Source organism: Acrocarpospora macrocephala, assembly GCF_009687865.1.
In the GTDB taxonomy this organism is placed as follows: Bacteria; Actinomycetota; Actinomycetes; order Streptosporangiales; family Streptosporangiaceae; genus Acrocarpospora; species Acrocarpospora macrocephala.
Window position 1 is genome coordinate 135372 of sequence record NZ_BLAE01000003.1, and the last position, 13080, is coordinate 148451.

The window sequence follows — 13080 nt, forward strand, 5'->3', positions numbered from 1 at the left end:
GGCCCCCTTGTGACGTGCGCCGCTTCGCCGGGGGCGGTGAAACGTTCAGCGCATCTTGTGTGGTAGGGGCTCGCACGTTATTCTCATTCAGAGAACTACTCGACTTGAGAAAGACGGGCGGATGGACGAATCGGATTTCCTCGCGGCGTACAACCCGCGGGCCTTCGACCCGATGGCCGTCACGGCCGACATCGTGGCGCTGACCATCCGGGACGGGCGGCTGCACGTCCTGCTCGTGCGGCGCGGCGAACCGCCGTTCCGCGGGGCGTGGGCGCTGCCCGGCGGCTTCGTCCGCGAGGACGACCTGGAGGAGGCCGCGGCGCGCGAGCTCGCCGAGGAGACCAGTCTGTCCCCGGCCGATCTGGACCGGGTCCACCTGGAGCAGCTCGGCACCTACGGCAAGCCGGGACGTGACCCGCGGATGCGCGTCGTCACCGTCGCCTACCTCGCCTTCGCCCCCTGGCTGCCCGATCCGAAGGCCGGATCAGACGCGGACGCCGCGGTGTGGACTCCCTTGACTGCCACTCGGGAGCTGGCCTTCGACCACGCGAAGATCCTCGACGACGGCCTGGAGCGGGCCCGTTCGAAGCTGGAGTACACGCCGCTGGCGACCTCGTTCGTCGGCGAGGAGTTCACCATCTCCGAACTGCGCGCCGTCTACGACGCCGTCTGGGAGGAGCAGCTACACCCCGGCAACTTCCACCGGAAGGTGCTGTCGGTCCCGGGCTTCGTGGAGAGCACCGGACTGACCACGGAACGCGGGGGGCCTCGGGGGGGCCCTCGTGCCCGGCTCTACCGCAAGGGCGACGCCAAGTACCTGCACCCGGCCCTGCTGCGGCCATCGCGTGAAGACGAGATCCGCTGAAACGAAGCCACCGGATAGGAGTACCAAATGGGGGACGGAAAGTGGTCCATCGATGCCTACGACGCCGCGCAGCGGTATCGGGCGGAGCGGGGTCAGAGCGCCTTCGGGCACAGCGATGAGATGCGGCGGCTCAGCCGCCATCAGTGGCATGTCCACCAGGCCCTGGATCCGATCGGGCTCGGCTTCCGCGAATCCCGTGACTCGGCGGAGCACCCGGAGTCCGTGGCCATCGCGGTGCTCTTCGACGTGACCGGCTCCATGCAACTGGTCCCGCGGGAACTGCAGGCCCGGCTGCCCAACCTGCTCGGCACCATCACCGAGCACCTGCCGCACGCGCAGATCCTGTTCGGCGCGATCGGCGACGCCACCTGCGACCGGGCGCCGCTGCAGATCGGCCAGTTCGAGTCGGACAACCGGATGGACGAGGACCTGCGCCGGATCCTGCTGGAGGGCGGGGGCGGCAGCAACATGGGCGAGTCTTACGAGCTGGCCTTCTACTTCCTGGCCAAGCACACCCGACTGGACTGTTTCACCAAGCGCGGGGTGCGCGGCATCGCCTTCGTGATCGGCGACGAGACCGCTTATCCGGCGGTCAAGGGCCACGAGGTGGCCAGCCTGTTCGGCGAAGGGCTGCCGAACGACATCCGGCTTGAGGAGATCCTCAGGCAGGCGAAGGTTTCCTGGGACATCAACTTCGTCATCCCCGGCGGCACCTCGCACGGGCGCGACCAGTTCGTCACGGGTTTCTGGTACAAGCTGCTCGACGACCGGGTGATCGAGATCGACGATGTCTCGCAGATCTGCGAGACGATCGCGCTCACCGTGGTCGACCGCGTCATGTCCCAACGGGCACGGTAACGGGGGAGAGATGGACGAGCACGTCATCATCGCCGATCTGGGGTACGGCGACAGCGGCAAGGGCACCATCGTGGACTGGCTCTGCTCGCGCACGAAGGACGCCCCGCACGCGGTCGTCCGCTACAACGGCGGCGCGCAGGCCGGCCACAACGTGGTCACGCCCGACGGGCGGCACCACACGTTCGCGCAGTTCGGCGCCGGGACGTTCTGGGGCGTCCCGACGTTCCTGTCGCGCTTCATGATGGTCGACCCGCTGGCGCTGATCGCCGAGCACGCGCACCTGCGCTGGCTCGGCACGGGCGACCCGTTCGAGCTGCTCACCGTCGCGCCCGACGCGCTCGTCACCACGCCGTACCACAAGGCGGCCAACCGCGCGCGGGAGCGGGCCCGGGGGCGCAGCCGCCACGGATCGTGCGGGATGGGAGTCGGCGAGACGGCCTCCTACGCGGTTTCCCATCCCGCCGCCGCCCCCCGGGTGGCCGACTGCGGCAGCCCGCGCTCGCTCCGGCTGCTGCTGCGCCGGCTGCGCGAGTGGGTGATCGACGAGGTCGGCCCGGTGCCGCTGCCCGCGGTGGACGACGTCGCCGACGCGTTCGGCGCGTTCGCCCTCCGGGTGCGCACCGGGCGGCTGCCCTCGGGCGGGCCGCTGCTGTTCGAGGGCGCGCAGGGCGTGCTGCTCGATGAGGTGTACGGCTTCCATCCGTACACGACCTGGTCCACGACGACGTTCATGAACGCCTTCACGCTGCTGGACGAGGCGGGGGCGGGGGCCGGGGACGTGCGGCGGCTCGGCGTGCTGCGCACCTACGGGACGCGGCACGGCCCCGGACCCTTCGTCACCGAGGACGCCAAGCTCTCGCTGCCGGAACGGCACAACGACACCGGCGAGTGGCAGGGCGCGTTCCGGGTCGGCCACCTGGACCTGGTGGCCGCGCGGTATGCCGTCCAGGTGTGCGGCGGCGTGGACGAGCTCGCCCTCACCCACCTGGACGTCGCCGACGAGCACCCCGAACTGCGCGTCTGCCGCGCCTACGACCAGCCGGTACGGCTCACGCCCGGCGACCTCCCGCACCAGGCCGACCTGGCCCGGCGGCTGGCCGCTGCCCGCCCGATCCTGGAACCGGTACCCGGGCCGTGGCCCGCCTTCGTGGCCGACGAGCTCGGCGTGCCGGTCACGGTGACCTCCAGCGGGCCGACCTGGCTGGACAAGCGCGTCCGCCGCATTCCCCGGGTGAGCAGGAAGATGGCGCGGGCCGCCTAATCCAGGAACGTGCGAGCGACCGCGACCAGGTTCTCGCCGAGGAAGCCCTCGGCGCGGACCTGGGTCGCGGTTACCACGTCGGGGACGACCACGCCGGGCATGTCCCGACATACACAGTGCGCCGGAAATATCCGGCGCGCATGAGTTACCCCGTACTCACGCGAAAGATGTGTGCGACCACGTGGTCGCGACCACTCGGCCGGAAACGATCACGTGGCTGGGCGGGGTGTGCGCGGCCAGCGCCTGGCGTACGGTGCGGCCGTTCAGGATCACCAGGTCGGCGTCGTGGCCCGGCTCGAGCCGGGGGACGGGACCGCCGAGGACCTGGGCCGCGGTGACGGTGATCATGTCGTAGAGCTCGTCCAGCCGGGCGTCGGTGCGGGCGTCCAGCAGGTGGGCGGCCAGGAAGGCGACCTCGAGCAGGTTGTGCCGGCCGAACGGGTAGTAGGCGTCCTCGATGTCGTCCTGTCCGAGCGCGACGGGGACGCCCGCCTCGTGCAGCGTGAAGACCGGCAGGTGGAGCGGCCCGGTGTGCGGATCGCTGACGAAGCCCAGTCCCGCCGCCCGGCATAGGCCGATCAGCCTCCGCAGGTAGGGCTCGGGGTAGCGGGCCATCGCGCGGGCGTGCTGGGCGCTGCCCTGGCCGATCATGCCGCGTGCCAGCAGTGCGCTCGCCAGCATCTCGGTGGTCCGCAGCGACGCGTCTCCCGCGTCGTCCACCAGCATGGCGACTCTGCGCCGATACCGGTGCGCCAGGTCGACCATTTTGCGCACGTGCTCCCGCGCGTCGTCGTCGGTCCACTCGATCCACGGGATCCCGCCGACCACGTCCGCGCCGAGCCGGACGGCTTCCTCTACGAGCTCTTCCGTCCCGGGCGAGCGCACCACCCCGTCCTGCGGGAACGCCACCACCCGAACGTCGACCCGGTCGCGGAACTCGGCCTTCAGGTCGAGCAGGGCGCGCACCCCGGTCAGCTCGGCCACCGGGTCCACGTCGGCGAAGGCCTGCACGCGCCGCACGCCGTGCCGTACCGACTCCACCAGCGCGGCCCTGGCCCGGCCGGTGACCGCCTCCACCGACTGGCCCGCCTTGACCGCTGCGGCCTGCTCGATCGCGCCCATCGCCGCGCCCATCGAGCCGCCGGTGTACGCCTCCAGCGCCGACGGCCCCGCCACGTCGAGCGTGTGCACCTTGCACAGATGCAGATGCCCGTCGGCGAACGGCTCGGTGACCAGGTTCCCGCCCGCGTCGATGACCGTCCCCGCCGCCGGAGCGTCCCGGCCCTCCGGCTGTACGGCCGCCAGCCTGCCCCCTTCGGCGGCGATCATCCAACGGCCGGGCCGCCCGCGCAGGGCGGCGTCACGTATGAGCAGATCCACGGCTCCGACGCTACGACCTGCCCGTGGGACACAGCAGAGCGAGAGTTGCCAACGGTGCCCCTGGGAACAGCAATCCCTTCACGAATGAACCATTCAATAGCTCATCAGAACCCTTATTGAATGATTCACGCCAATTCCCTTCAGGGAGTTTCCGTCATGGTTGAAATATACATTTATCCGTCTTTTGGTATATGGGCATCGTGCCAGGTCAACGGCTATTTCCGAATGGAATTCGAGTCGGGAAAGTTTTCCCTCCCGCACCGGGGATCATCGCCAACTTATGGTTTTTGCGGGCATTGACAGCGATTGACACGGAGGCCGACGATGCCATCTCGCGTCCCCCACGCAACCGCGTGGACGGTGTTCGACCCAGCGGACCACCCCTCTCCGCAGGCGGATCAACCCGAGGCATCTCCCCAGGCGGCCGAGCCGGGGACTTCCGGCTCAGCGGACGGAGGCCATTCGGCGATCTTTGAAGGGGCTTCCGGGCTGCGCGCGCTCCTCAGCCCTCGATTCGTGCTCGGGATCGTGCGCGACTTCTACTCCCGCCGGATGGCCTGGGCCGCCCTCCTCATCTCGGCCCTCTTCCTCGCGTACGGCGGCGGCGCGGTGATGTTCTGGTACCACGCCATCTACCTAGGCGAAGGCGGCCCCGCCATCAGCCACTGGCAGCACTGGCTCCTCGACTCCTCGGCCGGCTTCATCGGCCTCCTCCCCGCCATCGCCCTCATCCTCCCCCTCGCCGGATGGATCTCAGCCCACGCCAAAGACGACCAACTCCGCCAGACCCTCTACGTCATCGCGGGCGGCGCCGCCTTCGCCCTGGTCACCGCCCCCGGCCCGTTCCTGCACGACGCCCTCGTCGGCCGCGGCACCTGGGTCGCCACCCAGGTCACCACCTGGTGGGGCGACGGCCGCGCCCCTCTACCCCAGGCCGAACCGGTCAGCGTCGTGGCCGAAGTCGCCCGCCAGGTCGCCCTCGGCCTCCCGCTCTACATCCTGGTCATGGCCATCGCCTTGATCGTGGTCCGAGCCGTCGTACGGACCCGGCACACCACCTGACGCTCGGTGAGTCAGGGCGAGGAAAGTTCGGCGGTGCGGCCAGAGATCAGCAACTCAGTCGTGAGCCGGATGTGAGCTTCAGTCAGTTCCACGGCGCGGTCCGCATCGCGGCCGATCGCCGCCGCCATGATCTCGCGGTGCTCGCTGGCCACATCGCGGTGCGTGCGGGTGTGCTCGGGCCGCGACCAGCACCGATATACCTCAGAGATCGAGCGAAGCCGAAGTGCGATCTCGATGAGGTACGCGTTCTTGCAGCCCGAAAGGATGGAGGCGTGGAACGCCTCGTGGGCGGTCAGCCATTCCTCGGTGATGCCTTCGCTGAACATAGAGTCGCCGATGCGGGCCAGCGCGTGGTGTTTGGCGACCACGTCGGCTTCCCACGCGATGTCGCCGGCGGCGATCGCCTGTCGCGTGACCAGTGTCTCGATGGCGACGCGGGCATCGGTGAGCTGGATGAGGCGCTCGATCGAGACGTCGACGACCCGGAATCCGAACTGCGCCTCTGACTCGGCCAGTCCCTGCTCGACGAGTCGCGTCAGCACCTCGCGCAGCACGCCCGCGCTCACCGCGTACCGCTCGCCGAGATCGGCGAATCCGAGCCTGGAGCCTGGAGCCAGCCGGCCGTTGAGGATGTCGACTCGGATCTGGCCGAGGATCACGTCCGAGCGGGTGGGGTTTGAGGTTCGGGCACGCGGCATGACGACATCTTAACGAAGTTCCGAAAGTTGTGCGAACCTCACCGGGAGAAGAGGCAAAACGACAAATCTTCGAAATAATCTTGACACCTCGAATATCAGGTGATTGTGTGAGCGCTGCCACAGTCTCGGTCGTCGCGGTGACGACCTCGTTCCAGGAGGTCAAACGAGTGCGCATTGCAACGCGGTCTGGAAGGACGGTTCTCGTCTCAGCCGACACTGCGTCGATCGTCGACGTCGCCCGGGCCAGCGGAGGCCGCTTCGGGCCTGAGCCGCGCGGCGTATACGACGCGTGGGATGAATTCGTCGACTGGGCGACCGGCTCGTCGATCGACTTCGCCGCCGACGGTGTGCCGGTCGTGCTCGAGGAGCTCGGTCCTCCCTCGACCGATCCACGGCAGGTCTTCGCGATCGGGCTCAACTACCGTGACCACGCTGACGAGGCGGGCTTGGAGCATCCTGACTCGCCCCCGGCGTTCACCAAGTGGGTTGGCAGCTTCGCCGGACCTGTGGGCCGGCTCGAGCTGCCCGCGGCGACGGTCGATTGGGAGGCTGAACTCGTTGTCGTGATCGGGCGCCGGGCCGAGCGGGTGACGGCGGCCGACGCGTGGTCGTACGTGGCGGGCCTGACCGTCGGACAGGACTACTCGGAGCGCGCGCTTCAACTGTCGGGGCCGGCCCCGCAGTTCTCGCTCGGCAAGTCCTTCCCGGGATTCGCCCCCCAGGGCCCCTGGCTGGTGACTCCGGACGAGGTCGCCGATCCGGACAACCTGACGATCGAGTGCCGGATCAATGGCGAGACCATGCAGAAGAGCTCGACCAGCCGCCTGATCTTTCCTGTTCCGACGCTGGTAGAGCGCTTGTCGTCGGTCGTGCCGTTGATGCCGGGTGACGTCATCTTCACCGGTACGCCGGCCGGTGTCGGCGGTGCCCGCACACCCGCCGTCTTCCTCCAGGCCGGCGACGTGGTGGAGACGACCATCGAGGGCATCGGCAGCCTGCGTCAGACGTGCGTCGCCCCCTAGCTTCCCGAACCACAAAAGGATCTCTCATGCCGCTGCACCGGCTCACTAGGATCACGATGGGCGTGCCGGACGTCCGGAGTACCGCCGCGTACTACGGGGACTTCGGCCTGACGCGGGTCACCGCGACCGGCGGTACGCCGGACGTCGAACGGTTCAGCACCGTCGACGGCGGCGAGCAACTGGCCATCACCTATGCTCCCTGCCGCAGGTTGCTCGACCTCGGGGTAGGCGCCGACGACTCGGACGACCTCGACCGCGTGGCGCGGGCAATGGCGCGGTTAGAGGTCGAGACTGTGCGCTCCGCGACAGCGGTGGAGGCAGTCGACCCCGGTACCCACGTACGGGTGCGGGTGGAGATCGCCCCACGCGTTGAGTCCAGGCCGACCCCCGCTCCGGTCTACAACACGCCGGGCGTGATCGCCCGCGAGAACGCGCGCGCCGATGCCGTCACACGCGGGACCAGAGTCAGGCCGCGCAAGCTGGGGCACGTCGTTCTCGGGTCGGCCGACCAGGAGGCCACGCAGCGATTCTTCACCGAGGGCGTCGGCTTCAAAGTAAGCGACACCGTCAAGGACCTCGCCGCGTTCATGCGTTGCTCGACCGACCACCACAACCTCCTGGTGCAGCGTGCGCCCGTCACCTTCCTGCACCACACGTCATGGCAGGTCGACGATGTCGACGAGGTCGGACGTGGCGCCGCGGAGATGCTCGAGGCGGACCCGGGACGACACGTGTGGGGACTCGGCCGGCACGCCATCGGCTCGAATTTCTTCTGGTACCTCAAGGACCCGGCCGGGAACTTCTCCGAGTACTACGCCGACATCGACTGCATCGTCGACGACGCCCTGTGGACGCCGGGCGTGTGGGAGGGCGCCCGGTCGCTGTATCAGTGGGGTCCGCCCCCGCCGCCGTCGTTCCTCGCGCCCGAGGACCTCGCTGGTCTGATGACCGGATCGCACTCGTCATGACGGCGGCCTCCGACCGGCCAGGGGCTTCAGGGCCCGGCGCTCCGATCGGAGCCGGCTCCGCCATGGGCCGGTTCGCCGCTCGCGTCGCGAGTCGACACGGCGTGGACGTGTCGGACTACGGACTGCTGCACGCCTGGTCGGTCGCCCATCCCGGGACGTTTTGGGGCGAGGTGTGGGACTTCTTCGAGGTGATCTCGTCCCGGCCGTACGACACCGTCCTGGAGGAGCCCCGCATGCCCGGGGCACGCTGGTTCACCGGCGCACGCCTGAACTATGTCGACCAGGTGCTGCGGCACGTCGGCCGCCTGGACACGCCGGCCGTAGTAGTAATCGCCGAAGACGGCACGCGCCGCGAGGTCCGCTGGGACGAGCTCGGTGAACGTGTCGCCGCCTTCGCGGCGACGCTGCGGGACGCGGGTGTCGAGCCCGGCGACCGTGTGGTCGGCTACCTGCCGAACGCCGACGAGGCGATCGTCGCCTTCCTCGGGACGGCTGCGGTCGGGGCGGTGTGGGCGTGCTGCGCACCTGACTACGGGGCATCGGCCGCGAGCGACCGGCTCGCACAGCTCGAGCCCGCCGTGCTGGTCGGCGCGACCGCATACTCGTTCGGCGGCGTGCTCCGCGACCGCCGGGACGTCCTTACCGAGCTGGTCGACCGGCTCGACCCCCGCCTCGTCGTGACGGTCACGCGTGGCGGCCTGGAGGTCGAGCCCGCGGACCAGCCTGCCGGTACCCGGTTCGTCACCTGGTCCGACGCCGTGGCGACGGCCGGCATCGACACCTTTCGCACCGAGCAGGTCGCGCCCGACCATCCGTTGTGGGTGCTGTTCTCGTCAGGCACGACGGGCATCCCCAAGGGCATCGTGCACGGCCACGCCGGTGTCGTCGTCACGCACTTGCTGATGCTCGGCCTGCACCAGGACCTGTCCGCGGGCAGCACCCTGTTCTGGTACACGACGACCAATTGGATGCTGTGGAACGTCGTCGTCTCGGCCCTGCTCGCCGGTGTCACGACCGTCGCGTACGAGGGAAGCCCGCTCTTCCCCACGGCGGACCGGCTGTGGGAGATCGCCGAGCGGGAGCGTGCCACTCAGCTGGGCACGAGTCCGGGACTGCTGCGGGCCGCCGTCGCCGCCGGCTTGCGGCCCGGCGACGACCACGACCTCGCACACCTCACCCAGATCATGGTGACCGGCGCCCCCGTGGCCGAGTCGCTTTACGACTGGGCCGCCGACGCCGTGTCGCCGGACATCCCGTTGATCTCGACCAGCGGCGGCACCGACGTGGTCAGCTCGTTCGTGGGCGGTGCGCCGGGTCTGCCGGTCCACCGCGGCGAGATTCCGGGTCCGCTCCTCGGCGTCGCGGTAGCGGCATTCGACGACGCCGGTCGTCCCGTGCGTGACACGGTCGGCGAGCTCGTCGTCACCGTCCCCATGCCGTCCATGCCGCTGGGCTTCTGGCGTGACGTGAACGGGGAGCGCTACCACGAGGCGTACTTCGCGACCTTTCCCGGCGTATGGCGGCACGGCGACTGGGCGACTCACACCAGCCGCGGCACGTTCGTCGTCCACGGTCGTTCGGACTCCACGCTCAACCGCAACGGGGTACGGATCGGGTCGGCCGATCTCTACCAGGTGGTCGAAGGCGCGGCCGGCGTCGCGGAGGCGCTCGTGCTGGGTGTCGAACGCCCGGACGGGAGTTACCGGATGCCGATGTTCCTCGTGCCGCAGGACGGCCATGCCCTCGACACCGAGGCCATCGAGCTGATCAGGCACAAGCTGCGTACCGAAGGCTCGCCGCGCCACGTTCCCGATGAATTCCATGTGGTGCCCGCCGTTCCGCACACCAAGACCGGCAAGAAGCTGGAGGTGCCGCTCAAGCGAATCCTCCAGGGCGCCGACCCCAATGAGGTGCTGAGCGCCGGCGCCATCGATCGCCCGGAGCTCGTCCCGTTCTATGTCGATCTCGCCCGCCGGTGGGCCGACGAGGAGTCGAGCGCCGACCGGTGATTCGCACAGTCGGGGGACGAAAAACGATCCAAAGAGATTTAGCACGATGTCCCACAGGGACAGCAGAGGAGCTGAAGACATGATTCAGCGAGATGTTGAAATCAGTCCCGCGTCGGCGGCCACGGGGCCGAGGCGCAAGGGCGTGACCGCTCGGCTCGCCGCGCTGGCCGTCATCTCCGTCCTGGCGGTGGGCTGTGGAGCAGGCGAAGGCGCCGACCGTGCGGCCTCATCGGAGGATGGGTCGCTGGTGGTCGGTGTGCGGAACGCAACCGTCCCCCAAGCATCCCTGTACTGGGCTGCGGCGAAGGGATACTTCAAGGACGCGGGACTCGACCTCTCCATCAAGGCCGGTGAGGCGGCCCACAGCGCTCAGCTCGTCGCTGGTCAGGTGGACCTGTCAATGGGCGCACAAGGTGCGCTGTTCGGCGTCATCAACTCCGGCAAGCGCGTCACCGCCATCTACGGTTCGGATTCGGGCATCTCCGGGTGGGTCGTGACCTCGAGTGACTCGGTCAAGACGCCCACCGACTGCAAGTCGGTCACCACAGCGACTCCTGGCACGGTGCTGTACGCGTGGACCAGACAGCTGGAGAAGGTCTACGACGTCAAATGGAAGATCACGCAACTCACCACGGTCCCGGCCATCGCGGCGAACGTCATAGGCGGGCGTACGGACTGCGCGACCGGAAACGTGTCCTTCTACCAGAGCGGCATCGACAGCGGCAAGCTGCGCGTCCTCCTCGACCCCACGGACAAATCCAGTCTTCCGCCCGGGTGGCCCGCCCTTGGCGTGGAGGACGTCTTCGGTGGACTTCCGGAGAGGCTGAAAGAGAAGAAGCCGGCCGTGGAGCGTTTCCTGAGGGCGTACGACACGGCGCTGTCCGACTACTTGGCGGCCGACTCGAAGGACATCGCTCGAACGCTGATCTCCTACGACCCCCAGTGGGCAGCGGTGGGCTCGGTGGACGTGCTGGCCGAGGCCGTGGAGAAGTTCAAGCCGCTGCTCAGCCCGGACAAGGGCTACATCTCCGAGGACGTCTGGGCTAGAACCCTGGCCTTCTACCAGACCGGCGGCTTGGACTTCCTCGCCAGCGACTCGAGCAGGTTCGACTACGCCAGCGCGGTCGACATGTCGTACTACAAAGCGGCGATTGGAGAATGATGACGCATCTGTCGGAGTTCTCGACTCGCCCGGACAGTGAAACCGGGCGCGCCGCCGGCGCCTCTATCGAGTTTCGCAACGTGGGGTACCGCTACCCGAGTGGACTGCACGCGATCGACGGTCTCGACCTCAGCATCGCCGGTGGGCAGAGCATCGGCATCGTCGGTCCGAGCGGGTGCGGGAAGAGCACGGTGCTGAGCCTCATCGCGGGTCTTCGGGAAGCGCAGGCCGGCGACATCCTCGTACGCCCGGATCAATCGGGTCGGCATCTCCTCAGCATGGTCTTCCAGAAGGACACCGTGCTGCCGTGGCTGACCGTGGAACAGAACGTCAAGTTGCACTACAGCTTCAAGAAGGGGTCAGGCGAGCGTCGCCGAGGGCTGTCGCGACGAGCGATCGATCAACGGATCCGCGAGCTCATCGCGATGGTGCATCTGGAAGGGTTCGAGAAGGCCTACCCGTACCAGCTCTCCGGCGGGATGCGCAGGCGGGTGGCAGTCCTCACCAGCGTCGCCGCGTTTCCGCAGATCCTGCTGCTCGACGAGCCCTTCTCGGCGATCGATGAGCCGAGCCGGGTGGCCATCCATCAGGACGTGTTCGACATCGTCAGGGAACTGGGCATCACCACCGTCCTGGTGACGCACGACCTCGCCGAGGCCGCGAGCATGTGCGACCAGGTGTACATCATGGGACCCCGGCCCACCTCCGTATTCAGCAAGCACGAGATTCCCTTCGGACCGGAGCGCGACATGATGACGCTCCGCGAGAGCGCCGACTTCCTTGATCTCTACAGCCGGCTCTGGCGGGATCTCCACCTTCAGATCGACGCGTCACACGAGAGTGAGTCGACTCGGGACGACGCCGAGGGGAGCCACTGATGGCGACCAACACGTTCTCCGAGGCGAGCCCCAAGGAATTCCCGGTCGTGAACCCGAGCGCCACGGGCACCGGACGTATCCGGATGAACAGCCGGTCACGCGTGGTCGTCACCGCGACGCAGGCACTGGTCGCGGTCGTCGTCCTGCTCGCGTGGGAGTTCGTTCCCCAGATCGGCAGCCTGTCGCAGTGGAAGCTCCTCGACCCGTACTTCATCAGTTCGCCGTCTCGCGTCGGCGCGACCTTGATGAACCTGCTGTTGGGGCGCGAGGGCGTACCCGCGGTCTGGGGGTACCTGGGGCCGACCTTTCTCGCCTCGATCATCGGCCTCGTGATCGCGATGATCGTCGGAGGCCTGATGGGCCTGCTGCTGGGCAGCTTCGAGTTCGCGGGAGCGGTGTTCCGCCCGTTCGTGGTCGCTCTGAACGCGGTGCCGCGGATCGCGTTGATCCCCATCGTGGTCGTGCTCTTCGGCAGCGGACTCCAGAGCTCCGTCGTGATCGCCTTCATGGTGGTCTTCTTCGTGGCTCTGTTCAATGCCTATGAGGGCGCCAGAACTGTCGAGGCGCATGTGCGGCACAATGTCCGCCTGCTCGGTGCCTCCGGGTGGGATCTCATGTGGCGAGTTCGATTCCCCTACTCGCTGGCCTGGACGCTCTCGAGCCTTCCCGTCGCCGTCAGTTTCGCGATCGTCTCGGTGGTCACCGGCGAGATCCTCACGGGCGTGTCGGGGATGGGTCTGCTGATCACAGCCGCCACGAACGCGGCCGACACCAGCATGACGTTTGCCGTGATCATCGTCCTGTCAGTCTGTGCCTTGCTGATGCTCTGGATCGCGGACGCGTTCAAGCGCCGGGTGCTGCATTGGTGGATTCAGTCGGAGTGACGGCGAGTCTTCGCGTCGGCACGTACTCGATTC

12 protein-coding genes are annotated in these 13080 nt (G+C 68.3%); 10 read left to right on the top strand and 2 right to left on the bottom strand.

Features of this window, described 5'->3' with window-relative positions:
• Nucleotides 1–121: 121 nt before the first annotated feature.
• Genes Amac_RS00580 through Amac_RS00590 form a run of 3 tightly spaced genes read left to right on the top strand, consistent with a single transcriptional unit; the run spans nucleotide 122 to nucleotide 2984 of the window.
• Nucleotides 122–865 carry an NUDIX hydrolase gene (locus Amac_RS00580; protein WP_155352265.1) on the top strand — a complete coding sequence of 248 codons (744 nt, stop codon included), beginning with the start codon at nucleotides 122–124 and terminating at the stop codon, nucleotides 863–865.
• A gap of 27 nt (nucleotides 866–892) precedes the next feature.
• Nucleotides 893–1723, top strand: a complete 831-nt coding sequence (locus Amac_RS00585) for a vWA domain-containing protein (RefSeq protein WP_155352266.1) — start codon at nucleotides 893–895, stop codon at nucleotides 1721–1723.
• A gap of 10 nt (nucleotides 1724–1733) precedes the next feature.
• Entirely contained in the window at nucleotides 1734–2984 is a 1251-nt protein-coding gene (locus Amac_RS00590) for an adenylosuccinate synthetase (RefSeq protein ID WP_155352267.1), read from the top strand.
• Nucleotides 2985–3140: 156 nt separating this feature from the next.
• On the opposite strand, the gene Amac_RS00595 is transcribed toward Amac_RS00590, so the two are convergent.
• Nucleotides 3141–4364 (bottom strand): amidohydrolase family protein, encoded by a 1224-nt coding sequence (locus Amac_RS00595; RefSeq protein ID WP_218040805.1) that lies wholly within the window; start codon nucleotides 4362–4364, stop codon nucleotides 3141–3143.
• Between the two features lie 324 nt (nucleotides 4365–4688).
• Between Amac_RS00595 and Amac_RS00600 the strand changes: the two genes are divergently transcribed.
• Entirely contained in the window at nucleotides 4689–5426 is a 738-nt protein-coding gene (locus Amac_RS00600; protein ID WP_155352268.1) for a hypothetical protein, read from the top strand.
• 11 nt (nucleotides 5427–5437) lie between these two features.
• Here Amac_RS00600 and Amac_RS00605 read toward each other — a convergent pair whose 3' ends face one another.
• Nucleotides 5438–6124: a GntR family transcriptional regulator gene (locus Amac_RS00605; protein WP_155352269.1), complete on the bottom strand. Its 687-nt coding sequence runs from the start codon at nucleotides 6122–6124 to the stop codon at nucleotides 5438–5440.
• Between the two features lie 107 nt (nucleotides 6125–6231).
• Between Amac_RS00605 and Amac_RS00610 the strand changes: the two genes are divergently transcribed.
• The 6 genes from Amac_RS00610 (at nucleotide 6232) to Amac_RS00635 (ending at nucleotide 13047) form a co-directional block, all read left to right on the top strand.
• Nucleotides 6232–7146, top strand: coding sequence for a fumarylacetoacetate hydrolase family protein (locus tag Amac_RS00610; protein WP_246267987.1), 915 nt, complete (start codon nucleotides 6232–6234; stop codon nucleotides 7144–7146).
• 26 nt (nucleotides 7147–7172) lie between these two features.
• Nucleotides 7173–8114 carry a VOC family protein gene (locus Amac_RS00615; protein ID WP_155352270.1) on the top strand — a complete coding sequence of 314 codons (942 nt, stop codon included), beginning with the start codon at nucleotides 7173–7175 and terminating at the stop codon, nucleotides 8112–8114.
• Nucleotides 8111–10123 carry an acetoacetate--CoA ligase gene (locus Amac_RS00620; RefSeq protein ID WP_155352271.1) on the top strand — a complete coding sequence of 671 codons (2013 nt, stop codon included), beginning with the start codon at nucleotides 8111–8113 and terminating at the stop codon, nucleotides 10121–10123. Before Amac_RS00615 ends, Amac_RS00620 begins: the two co-directional genes overlap by 4 nt.
• Before the next feature lie 79 nt (nucleotides 10124–10202).
• A complete protein-coding gene (locus Amac_RS00625) occupies nucleotides 10203–11285 on the top strand; it encodes an ABC transporter substrate-binding protein (RefSeq protein WP_170322239.1) in 1083 nt (360 codons plus the stop codon).
• On the top strand, nucleotides 11282–12163 hold the full coding sequence (locus Amac_RS00630) for an ABC transporter ATP-binding protein (RefSeq protein ID WP_155352273.1): 882 nt from the start codon (nucleotides 11282–11284) through the stop codon (nucleotides 12161–12163). Before Amac_RS00625 ends, Amac_RS00630 begins: the two co-directional genes overlap by 4 nt.
• A complete protein-coding gene (locus tag Amac_RS00635) occupies nucleotides 12163–13047 on the top strand; it encodes an ABC transporter permease (RefSeq protein WP_155352274.1) in 885 nt (294 codons plus the stop codon). Before Amac_RS00630 ends, Amac_RS00635 begins: the two co-directional genes overlap by 1 nt.
• The last annotated feature ends 33 nt before the right edge of the window (nucleotides 13048–13080 follow it).

Coding starts and splice junctions, on each gene's coding strand:
- Amac_RS00605 (WP_155352269.1), bottom strand. CDS start 6,124: ATGCCGCGTGCCCGAACCTCAAACCCCACCCGCTCGGACGTGATCCTC.
- Amac_RS00635 (WP_155352274.1), top strand. CDS start 12,163: ATGGCGACCAACACGTTCTCCGAGGCGAGCCCCAAGGAATTCCCGGTC.
- Amac_RS00585 (WP_155352266.1), top strand. CDS start 893: ATGGGGGACGGAAAGTGGTCCATCGATGCCTACGACGCCGCGCAGCGG.
- Amac_RS00625 (WP_170322239.1), top strand. CDS start 10,203: ATGATTCAGCGAGATGTTGAAATCAGTCCCGCGTCGGCGGCCACGGGG.
- Amac_RS00630 (WP_155352273.1), top strand. CDS start 11,282: ATGATGACGCATCTGTCGGAGTTCTCGACTCGCCCGGACAGTGAAACC.
- Amac_RS00600 (WP_155352268.1), top strand. CDS start 4,689: ATGCCATCTCGCGTCCCCCACGCAACCGCGTGGACGGTGTTCGACCCA.
- Amac_RS00620 (WP_155352271.1), top strand. CDS start 8,111: ATGACGGCGGCCTCCGACCGGCCAGGGGCTTCAGGGCCCGGCGCTCCG.
- Amac_RS00590 (WP_155352267.1), top strand. CDS start 1,734: ATGGACGAGCACGTCATCATCGCCGATCTGGGGTACGGCGACAGCGGC.
- Amac_RS00615 (WP_155352270.1), top strand. CDS start 7,173: ATGCCGCTGCACCGGCTCACTAGGATCACGATGGGCGTGCCGGACGTC.
- Amac_RS00580 (WP_155352265.1), top strand. CDS start 122: ATGGACGAATCGGATTTCCTCGCGGCGTACAACCCGCGGGCCTTCGAC.